Origin of the sequence: Leptolyngbya sp. BC1307, assembly GCF_002286735.1 — a bacterium.
Classification (GTDB): Bacteria; Cyanobacteriota; Cyanobacteriia; order Phormidesmidales; family Phormidesmidaceae; genus Phormidesmis.
Genome location: NZ_NRTA01000082.1, coordinates 1 through 10,270 on the forward strand (window position 1 = coordinate 1; position 10,270 = coordinate 10,270).

At 53.3% G+C, this 10,270-nt stretch carries 8 protein-coding genes; 5 read left to right on the top strand and 3 right to left on the bottom strand.

Annotated elements, in window-relative coordinates; all coding sequences use genetic code 11:
* Positions 1-189: 189 nt before the first annotated feature.
* Both CKL79_RS21230 and CKL79_RS21235 read right to left on the bottom strand, forming a co-directional pair.
* Positions 190-1,878: an NAD-binding protein gene (locus CKL79_RS21230; protein ID WP_121971540.1), complete on the bottom strand. Its 1,689-nt coding sequence runs from the start codon at positions 1,876-1,878 to the stop codon at positions 190-192.
* Between the two features lie 499 nt (positions 1,879-2,377).
* Positions 2,378-2,809, bottom strand: coding sequence for a heavy metal-responsive transcriptional regulator (locus CKL79_RS21235; protein WP_121971541.1), 432 nt, complete (start codon positions 2,807-2,809; stop codon positions 2,378-2,380).
* A 134-nt stretch (positions 2,810-2,943) separates the two neighbouring features.
* Here CKL79_RS21235 and CKL79_RS21240 point away from each other — a divergent pair, with 134 nt between their 5' ends.
* From CKL79_RS21240 to CKL79_RS21255, 5 genes are read left to right on the top strand one after another with little or no spacing between them, the layout of a single operon-like run.
* Positions 2,944-4,356: an IctB family putative bicarbonate transporter gene (locus tag CKL79_RS21240; protein WP_121971542.1), complete on the top strand. Its 1,413-nt coding sequence runs from the start codon at positions 2,944-2,946 to the stop codon at positions 4,354-4,356.
* A gap of 18 nt (positions 4,357-4,374) precedes the next feature.
* The gene (locus CKL79_RS21245; protein ID WP_240519019.1) at positions 4,375-5,265 is read left to right on the top strand and encodes an alpha/beta fold hydrolase; all 891 of its coding nucleotides are present in this window, start codon (positions 4,375-4,377) and stop codon (positions 5,263-5,265) included.
* Between the two features lie 34 nt (positions 5,266-5,299).
* A complete protein-coding gene (locus CKL79_RS21250) occupies positions 5,300-6,652 on the top strand; it encodes a sorbosone dehydrogenase family protein (protein WP_121971544.1) in 1,353 nt (450 codons plus the stop codon).
* Positions 6,653-6,686: 34 nt separating this feature from the next.
* Positions 6,687-6,830 (top strand): hypothetical protein, encoded by a 144-nt coding sequence (locus CKL79_RS23330; RefSeq protein WP_170944155.1) that lies wholly within the window; start codon positions 6,687-6,689, stop codon positions 6,828-6,830.
* A gap of 43 nt (positions 6,831-6,873) precedes the next feature.
* The gene (locus CKL79_RS21255; RefSeq protein ID WP_121971545.1) at positions 6,874-7,545 is read left to right on the top strand and encodes a glutathione S-transferase; all 672 of its coding nucleotides are present in this window, start codon (positions 6,874-6,876) and stop codon (positions 7,543-7,545) included.
* A 256-nt stretch (positions 7,546-7,801) separates the two neighbouring features.
* Here the strand turns inward: CKL79_RS21255 and CKL79_RS21265 are convergent, their stop codons facing one another.
* Positions 7,802-9,253, bottom strand: coding sequence for a phosphoglucomutase/phosphomannomutase family protein (locus CKL79_RS21265; RefSeq protein ID WP_121971547.1), 1,452 nt, complete (start codon positions 9,251-9,253; stop codon positions 7,802-7,804).
* Between the last annotated feature and the right edge of the window lie 1,017 nt (positions 9,254-10,270).

Below are 10,270 nucleotides of genomic sequence, written 5' to 3' on the forward strand. Positions count from 1 at the left end.
TCTGGGCTTCGCCGCAGAGCTTTTTCTATCCGCCTGGCCAATGTGCTATTTGTTACTTGACTAGAAGCTCTGCTTTTCCCGCCTTGAGTTGATACCCCTCTAGAGTTGATAGATTTGAATTCGCACGCGACAATATAAAGGGGTAGTCGTCAGTTTAGGTAAACGACTGGAGAGCGATCGCTAACCCCTTCACTCGCGTTTCAGACTCTCATTACTGATGCGCCAGAGGCGCTCAATATTTTTAGCCGGAATCGTCAGATGCAGCACATCTCCCGGCTGCAAAACTTCCTCCAGCAAGTCCCAGCCGTGCAGCTGCCGCTGAGCAGTTTGCAAGTAAAGTGGCACCAGATCGGCCTCGACGGCAATATCTTTAACCGGCTGCTGACAGAAAGGATGCGCTGGCGTAATCAGTAGCGACAGCGCAATCCATAAAATCTCGCCGGTGACACCGCTGCCCAATATCCGACCGCCAAGAGCTGCCGCCGCGAAGGCTGGCGCAGCAATTTCAAAAGGGTTTAGAACAGCGGTAAAGTCAAAAACCTGATCCATCCGATCACCCAGGGCCGAATTGTTACTGCGGACAACAATCGACAGATGAGGAGCCAGTTCTTTGGCCGTCAGTGAGATTTCTAAATTAGCCATATCGTCATTAGTCACCGCCAGCAGGGCGATCGCCCGCTCTACATTCGCTGCCTTCAGCGTCGCCGGCAAAGTCGCATCCGCCACAATCACCGGAATCTGCTGCGATCGCGCCGCGCTCAAAAACCGGCTATTATCATCTCGCTCAACCACGACAACTTTATGCCCCTGACTCATCAACTGCTGAGCAATTTTGACGCCAATTCCGCCCATGCCGCAAATCACGTAGTGACCCTTCTGAGGCACTTGGGTCACCTCCCAAAACGAGCGCAAACGAGAGCCTAGCACCAGATCATTGAGCAGCGCGTAGAAAACGCCAATCACCCCAGCCCCGACCAGCATCATCACCGCTGTGAAGACCTTCATCACCGCTGACGAGCGCTCAGCAATATCTTCATTACCCCCCGCGCCCGTGATCATTCCCACCGAAAAGTACAGGGCATCTACCAGCGTGCTCTGATTCCAGCCAAAGTTAACGTAAGCCGCAGTCGCCACTAAAATCGTCGTCAGCAGCAGCAGCGTGACGAGCAGCCCAGCGCGCAAATGTCGCTGAAACTGCCCCAGCCAAATCCAGCTCTTCTTAAATCGTTCGACGAGCGAGGCTCGCTGCGTTTCTATTTTGGGACGGGTGCCGATAATCAGGCGATCGCCCGCCTGCAGCCGTCGCCCTAAGCTCATGGCCTCTATCAGGCTAATCTCAGCGTCAGAGGTGAGATAGTAAATGAACATGCGGGTAGGGTCATTCCACAGGTCATTAATAGAGCGATCGCACCAGGGATGATCGGCGTGAATATATTCTTCGTGAATTGGCCAAATGTTGTGAAACAGCCTGAGGTGACCAATGGCCACCTGACTCATAGCGGCAAAAGTGAAAATAGGCGCTGAGAGTTCGGCCACGCTCATATTTGAGTGGTGAGGTAGCGTGCAGTCGAGGCGATCGCCCAAGCTCTGATTAAACAAGCGGTTGATAATCTTAATGCGAGGATTCAGCAGCCGCGCCTGTAGCAAAATCTCCAGATTGACCGCATCGTCATTGTTAGCAATAACAATCGTCTGCGCCGTCTCAATGTTCGCCATCCGTAGGGTATCGGCAGACAGCAAATCTCCTACAACAATGTCTTCTTCATGGGGGATCGGATATCTGTTGACGCCCACAACAGCCGCCTTCTGCTGACGTAAAAGGCAAAAAATGCGATACCCGATAGACTCTAACCCATAGACAATTATTTGAGGCGTCATCGGCTTTGCCTGGACTGAGGCATACTGGAGGCATACTGGCCAACCTCCAATGTAGAAAGTTTCGACGCCCCACTTCTGTAATCGCGACTACTCTTTTCCGGCGAAGTCGAGATTCGCTAACAATTTCATCTAGAACAATACTTTGAGACAGCTGCCCGTTTCAAGCCAGATGCGATTCGCCCAGGACAATCAGCGCTTGTCCTCTTGGTCGCCTGCGGCCTGGCTGAAACCAGTTGGTTAGTTAGGATCGAGGATTAAATAACTTGACCAATCTATCCAGCCACCCTTCGACTACGCTCAGGGTTCGGTGCTCGACGTCTCCGATGGCTGAGCGTAGTCGTTCGCAGAGCGTCGCCACAGGCGTTAGCCAAAACCAATCAGTCTGTGAAAGTGACTATTATTCAACCTTCATTCCTTAGGATTGCCTGCTTGCTGATTGTTGGCGGTGCTTTGCTCGCAGTCTTGGATTTTTTCGCTCCTAATATCTATCCAGGAATATCTAGAAAGCTGGTTTTGCTAGCGACACCGTCTCAATCAGCGGACAAATATCTCCGGGTTCAGGCCGAGGCTTTGTGGCTGCCCACTGATCGCGATACGCTTCTAGCTCACTTTTAAACGCCTTCATTTGCTGAATTTGAGCGTCGAGCTGCTCAATTTTTTCTTGCAGGAGCGATCGCACAAACTCACAGGGCACATCTCCCTGCTGATGCACACTCAGCACCTCGCCAATCTCCTCTAGAGAAAAGCCCAGCGCCTGTGCCTTCCGAATAAACTTCACCTGCTGCACCGCCATCGGGGAGTAGTAACGATAGCCATTCTGACCGCGATCAGAGCTGAGCAGCCCCAAGCTCTCGTAGTAGCGCAAAGCCCCCACAGCCATATCGGTTTGCTTGGCAACTTCGCCAATCTTTAAGCGGGTTGCTACAGCCATCTGCTGATCCCTTTAGAAGAACTCCCTTCACTCTAAACCCTTCAGTCGGCTATAGAGTCAACCGTATGAACAGACCGCTATTAAGGTCACAAGACTTTGGTAGGATACACGAGCCTTTATAAATCAAAAAGCGTATGTTTGGCGCAACTTTTCAGCGAGTGACGCGACCGATCTCTGCGGGTCTCACCCTAGACCGCTTTGCTTTTCATCAGTGGCGAGAGGTGAGCCTTTTACACCGGCTGCTTTCGCCGCTGCGCAACTGGCGGCAGGGGAGCTGGCTGCTGACCTGGGGCGACGGCATTGCCTGGGTCTTTGCCGCAGCAACCATTGCCCTCGCACCCTACGTTTCGACCGCGCTGATCGGCTGGCTAATGGTGGCAACGGCAGGCTTTTGGCTGCTGCTGACGGTGAGCGATCGCGCCGAAGGCTGGCTCACCCCCTTGCACATTGTCATCATGCTCTACTGGGGGGCGATGCTAGTCGCGACAGCCCTATCGCCAGTAAAAATGGCGGCGCTGGTAGGACTGGCAAAGCTGACCCTAAATATACTGCTGTTTATGCTGCTAGCCCGCGTTCTGCGGATTAAAGAGCTGCGGTCAGGGCTGATTTTGGTCTATTTATTAACGGTGCTGATCGTGTCAGTTTATGGCCTCAGGCAGTGGTTTTTTGGCGCAGAGGCGCTAGCTACCTGGGTAGATCCCGAGTCCAACATGGTCGGGGTAACGCGAGTATACAGCTACCTTAAAAATCCCAACCTGCTAGCAGGCTACCTGATGCCCGCCGTCAGCTTTAGCGCGATGGCCGTGTTTGCCTGGCCCAAATGGTTGCCCAAACTGCTGGCGCTAGTCATGTATCTCACTAGCAGCGCCTGCCTGATCTTTACCCTGAGTCGGGGCGGCTGGCTCGGCTTTGTCGCCATGTCATTTGTTAGCATCGTGCTGCTAATGTTCTGGTGGAATCCCAAGTTTTCACCCTTCTGGCGGCGGTGGGCGCTACCTTTGCTGTTGGGCTGCTCGGCAGCGGTTGTCGTAGCTAGTGTATTGCTAGTGCCTCAGGTACGCGATCGGGTGATGAGCATGTTTGATCCGCGCGGCGACAGCAGTAACAACTTTCGTCTGAATGTATACGCAGCGGTGTTTGAGATGATTAAAGCCAGACCGATTATCGGTATTGGCCCTGGCAACGAAGCCTTCAATCAGGTCTATCCGCTCTACCAGCGGCCTAACTACACGGCGCTAAGTGCCTACTCTATCTATTTTGAAACGGCTGTGGAAGCCGGCATTTTCGGCATATTGTCGTTTGGCTGGATGCTGATTGTCCTCTTACAGCAGGGCTGGGCGCAGTTAGGGCGATTGCGGCAGATGCGACAGACAGATGCTTTTTGGCTGATGGGGGCGATCGCTGCCATCGTCGGTCTGCTCGTACAGGGAACTTTCGACACCATTTGGTATCGCCCCCAGGTAAGTACGCTGTGGTGGATGTTGCTGGCGATTGTGGCGAGCTTTTATGTAGATGTGCGGCGGAAATATCGGGAGGTGGAAAATTAGAAAAGGGAAAAGGGGGGGATGAGAGGGGTTCAGATGGGGTTACCGGTAGAAGCGGCGGGGCTGAGTGAGGCGGATTCGGTGGCGATCGCCCAGCAAGTCCAATGGGCAAATGTGCAAATGCCTGCCGGGCCGGTAGCGACCAGCTACATTTGCAGCGGACAGGGGATACCCGTGCTTTTGCTACACGGGTTTGACAGCTCCCTATTTGAATTTCGGCGATTGGTACCGTTACTAGCGGAGCCTGCTCAAGCCCATCATCAGGTATATGCGATGGATTTGCTAGGGTTTGGGTTTGGCGATCGCCTCGCCGCTCAGCCCGTAGATCCAGCCGCCATCAAGCAGCATTTGCTCGCATTCTGCCAGCAGGTGATCGGTCAGGCGGTAGTGCTAGTCGGCGCTTCTATGGGCGGTGGTGTAGCCATAGACTTTGCCGTGAGCTACCCCGAAGCCGTCAAGCAGCTAGTGCTAATCGACGCGGTCGGCTTTGCAGCGGGGCCAGCCATTGGCAAGGTGATGTTTTCACCCTTAGACCGTTGGGCCACCAATTTTCTGCGCAATCCCGGCGTGCGCCGCAAAATTAGCGAAAAGGCTTACTACGACCGCACCTTTGTCACCCCCGATGCAGAGCTATGCGCCTCGCTACATTTGCTCATGCCCCGCTGGCAGGAGGCCCTCATCGCCTTTACCAAAAGTGGGGGCTACAACTTTTTATCAAAGAAAATTCCGCAGGTTAAGGTGCCGACACGGGTGCTGTGGGGCCGGCAGGATCAGATTTTAGGCGTAAAAGATGCCACGCGCTTTGAGCGGACCATTCCTCACTGCCAGCTCGTATGGATCGAAAACTGCGGCCACGTCCCTCACTTAGAAAAGCCCCAAGAGACAGCCGCCCACATTGCCGATCTCCTTTAGCTAGGATAGAAGCCTGACATCATAGAAAAATAGAATGCGCTACTGGAAAGGATTGATCGGATTAACACTATTGCTAGGTAGCTGCCAGGGCATCGCCTTACAATCCGAGTCAGGCCAGATCGAACAGAGTCAAGATCAGCCGACCTCAGCCGAAACCAGTAGCTCAACAGAAGCCACGGCCCCCCCAGAGAGAGCTCAGATTTCGACTCAACCGCTAAATCCTGAGCCGATCAATATCTCTGTTGATGAGCTGCCAGCCCCCTACGCCTCAGACAGCGCCAACCAGCCGCCCAACGTCATTGCGCCCCCCGCCAATGCCAGTCTCAACGTGCCCGATGGATTCACAGTCAACCTCTTTGCCGAAGGGCTAGACAACCCCCGCTGGCTGGCCCTTACCCCAGACGGTGACGTGCTGGTAACTGAAACGCGACAAAATCGCATTCAGCGCCTGGTAGATGCCGATGGCAACGGCGTCGCCGAGACCAAAGAGACCTTTGCCACCGCCCGCAATGGCTTAAATATCCCCTTTGGCATGGCCTTCGCCGAAGGATCTTTTTTCTTAGGCAATACCGACGAAGTTGTGCGGTTTCCCTGGACGACCGGGCAAACCGCCCTAGAGGGCCAGGGCGATCGCATCGCCACCCTGCCCGGCGGTGGCTACAACCAGCACTGGACGAGAAATGTTGTGGTTTCTCCTGAGGGCGATCGCCTCTACGTCTCCATCGGCTCACAGTCCAACGCTAACGAGGAACCTGCCCCACGCGCCTCGGTGCAGACTATGGGCTTAGACGGCAGCAATGCCCGTACCTTTGCTAGCGGACTCCGCAATCCGGTCGGGCTAGACTTTCATCCGACAACAGGCGATCTCTATGCCACCGTCAATGAGCGCGATGGACTAGGCGATGATCTGGTGCCCGACTACTTCACCCGCATCCAATCCGGCGAATTCTTCGGCTGGCCCTATGCCTACCTTTCGCCCAAAAATTTAGATCCGCGTCAGGTCGTGAATGGCGTGAGTAAGGCTCCCGATTTGGTACAGGAAACGCGATCGCCTGACGTTCTTTTCCAGGCTCACTCAGCCGCCCTGGGCCTCCAGTTTTACGATGGCGATACTTTTCCAGAGCGCTACCAAAACGGAGCCTTTGTCGCCTTTCGCGGCTCCTGGAATCGCAGCGCTGGCACGGGATATAAAGTTGTTTTCATCCCCTTTGAAAACGGTAGACCGACCGGCAGCTATGAAGACTTTTTAACCGGCTTTTTAACCGACCCCAGTGTACCAACCACCTGGGCCAGACCCGTCGGCCTCCTCGCGATGCCCGACGGGTCGCTGCTGATTACCGACGAAGCCAATAACAGAATCTACCGGGTTCAGTACGCAGGAGCTTAGAAGCTGCGTACTGGCGATTTTGACCAATGGTGTGATGGTCTGGGCCTTTCGATATACCCACGCTGCGGGCTATCCCGACGACCCCAACACCCTGCAGCCGCTGTGTCACTTCCTTCAGGGTAGTGCCTTGCCTCAGCACATGCTGGCGAAAGCAACTGTCAACCAGCCCATCAGCTGAAATGTTGTTAGCATCAGTGTGCCCCGCTATTTAGCAATGACTGATGATTACCGTCCACCATTTGAACAACTCCCGCTCTCAGCGCATTCTCTGGCTGCTAGAAGAACTCGGGCTTGAGTACGACATCAAACGCTACGAGCGTAACCCAGAAACCATGCTAGCACCCGAATCGCTGCGCCAGGTGCACCCGCTTGGCAAGTCGCCTGTCATTACCGATGACGGTTTAACCCTGGCCGAATCGGGGGCAATCGTAGAGTATTTGGTAGATCGCTACGGTAATGGAAAGTTAGCACCCGCGCTTGATACACCAGAACGCTTGCGCTATACCTACTGGCTGCACTACGCGGAAGGCTCAGCCATGCCGCCGCTGCTGCTAAATCTTGTATTTAACCAGGTTGAGCAGAAAACACCCTTTTTCCTGCGGCCCATTGCCGGGGCGATCGCCGGTCGCGCCCAAAGCTCATTTATCCAGCCCCAGATTGCCCTCCACCTGGACTACATGGAATCAGAACTCAACAAAGCCGAATGGTTCGTCAACGACAGCTTTACGGCTGCCGACATTCAGCTCAGCTTCCCATTAGAAGAAGCCGCCACCCGCGCTGGACTTGCCGCCAGCCGTCCCAAGCTCATGGCATTTTTAGAGCGCATTCACGCTCGCCCGGCCTACCAAAGAGCGCTAGATCGTGGCGGCAAATATGACCTGATTGGAACCTGACCGGCTGAGAGTGAGCCCTAGTGCCCGCCGTGACGAACTTCAGTGCTGCGCTCTAGCAGGTGCTTCAAGACCAAAGTAACAATTGCCAGGCAAGCGAGTAAGCTCCACCTGATAGATGGCAGGGTTACTCGCCAAAAGGTTTGCCAAGAAGATACGAACCTTCGACCTGCCGGGTCAAAGTCGTCATGATCAGAGCGTACTAGCACAAACACACTGAGCTGCTATAGACCGGCTTGATCCCGCTAATAGCCACCCTTCAACTGATCGAATTCGCCCAGTCCTTCGCCCAAGCCAAAATCTCATGGACTCCCTCTATGGTGGTAGCTTCAGCATAAAGCCGTAGCACAGGCTCTGTTCCGCTGAAGCGAATCAGCAGCCAGCTATCGTCCTCTAAGTTGAACTTATGTCCGTCAATCGTTAGGCAGCTCTCCACTTTGCGGCCAGCCACTGCCTGCGGTGTACTCGACTGCAACGCTTTCAGCAGCTTAGCGCGCACTTCCATATTGGCTAGCGGCAGGTCAATCCGGTCGTAGGCCGAGCTAAATCCGGTTTGCTCACGCAGCGAATCATTCAGTTCGCCAAAGTCTTTACCGCTCTGCACCACCGCTTCTAGCAAATACAGCGCCGACAGCAGCGCATCCCGTTCGGGAATATGGTGGCCATAGCCGATGCCGCCCGATTCTTCGCCGCCGATCAGCACGTCGGCCTCTAACATGCGATCAGCAATATATTTGTAGCCAATCGGCGTCTCGTAGAGCGGCAGGTCGTACAGCTTTGCCAGCGCTGGGAAAAGGTTAGAGCCACTAATTGTTTTCACCACTTCGCCCTTCATGCCTCGGCGCTTGGTCAGATGCTCCATCAGAATCGGGATCAGCACTTGAGAACTGAGGAAATTGGCGTTGCCGTCCATACCGGCGATGCGATCGCAATCCCCATCAAAAATCAGCCCGACCGTCAGCCCCTGATTTGTCTTATTCTCAATCGCCTCAAACAGCTTAGGAATATACTTCGGCAAAGGCTCAGGCGCACCCCCCGCAAACAGCGGATCGGCCTCGCCATTAATTTCATCAATCTCTCGCTCCAGCAATCGCTGCAAACCTGTTGCCGCTGCCCCATGCATCACTTCAGCAAACACGGTCAGCTTACCCTCACTCACCGCCGCCCGAATCGCCTCAATATCTACCATCGACTGTAGCGCAGTGCAATAGCTAGGCCAGGGGTTGAAGGAAGTAATGCTACCCGGCGTGTCAGCTTTAGGTACTGCGTTCCCTAGCCTAGCTTCAATCTTGCTGGTAACTTCGGGCGGTACTGAGCCACCAAAGGCACTTTTCACCTTGAGCCCTGAGTAAGCTGCCGGGTTATGGCTAGCCGTAATCACCACTGCCCCTAGCGCCTTCTGGTCGAAAGCCGCCCAGCTAAAAGCAGGCGTCGGCGCAAAGCATTCAGACAACATGACCTCGTAGCCAGCGGCTGCGATCATGTCAGATGCGTAGCGAGCAAAATCAGGCGACAAAAACCGGCGATCATAGCCAACAATCACCGTTTTGCTACCGTTATCGCCGTAGGTTTGCTCCAATACCTGAGCTGCCAGAGCCGCTACTCGCCCCACCCGCTCAAACGTAAAGTCAGCGGCAATAATGCCTCGCCAACCGTCTGTCCCAAAACTAATTTCTTTACCGACAAATGCAGAGGGAGACACTGAAGCCATAATCGAGTCGCAATAAGTATAAAAGTTAAGATCTATCAGGGGTTGACCGGCTTAGCGCTGGTGCAGCGTACCGACAGACACCCACGAAGTGTACCGAGCGGAGCCGCACAAATACCAGCCGGAATGCCCTTAATTCTTCAGAGCCGCTCTGGGTCAATCGGGATAAGGAAGCGGTGAAGTCTTTGCGCTTATTTTTACTGCCTAAGACTTGAGAGCCTGTGATAATCTTAATAAGCGATTGCTCACAGTAGAGCAACATCGCGGGATGTGGCGCAGTTTGGTAGCGCACCTCGTTCGGGACGAGGGGCGCGATACTTGATTTTCAAAGGTTCTAGCGTATCAGGTCTGTAGGATCTACCATTTTTCTACCAAACGTCAAATATTTGTTTAGAGCAGCGGTAATTTTTAGTGTCGAAAGAAAAAGCAGAAGTGGTCTAGATGCACCCTCCCTACAGTCTCAGCTTAGCAGGGAATAGAACCGTCGGGATCTACAGATGCGTTGTGCCCTACTTGTGGGAAGACAGCTTTAGTGCATAGCATTTCTGGCTATTGCTGACTCTGACAACAAAACTTACGTCACTAATAGGTCACTAAATATACACGCAAGCATACATGAAGATCTACAAGTGAGCATACATGTTCACTACTAATTTTACGTAGTATATTTCCACAGACACTTACTGGCTTTTTCTATAGTTGAGCATGGAGTGACAGTCAGAATTGTTGATTATCTGGGCACTACAGGAACAACGCAACAAGAAGAATAATGCAACCAGTGATAATTCTGTGGTTTGGCGAAAAACTAATGCCCCATTTATCGTGAATAAAGCTCCATAGATGAGAGGTTATTAACAATCCGATAATTACTACTAAGAAACCTCCAATCAGTGCTTGATCTTCTCCAAACATGAAGTTTAGCCGCAATAGCTCAATAACCGCTGGTAAGTAGCATTATTGAGGAAAGTAACGATGAGTGGTCAAAGGGCGAGAAATCTGTTGTAACAGAAGAATGAAAAG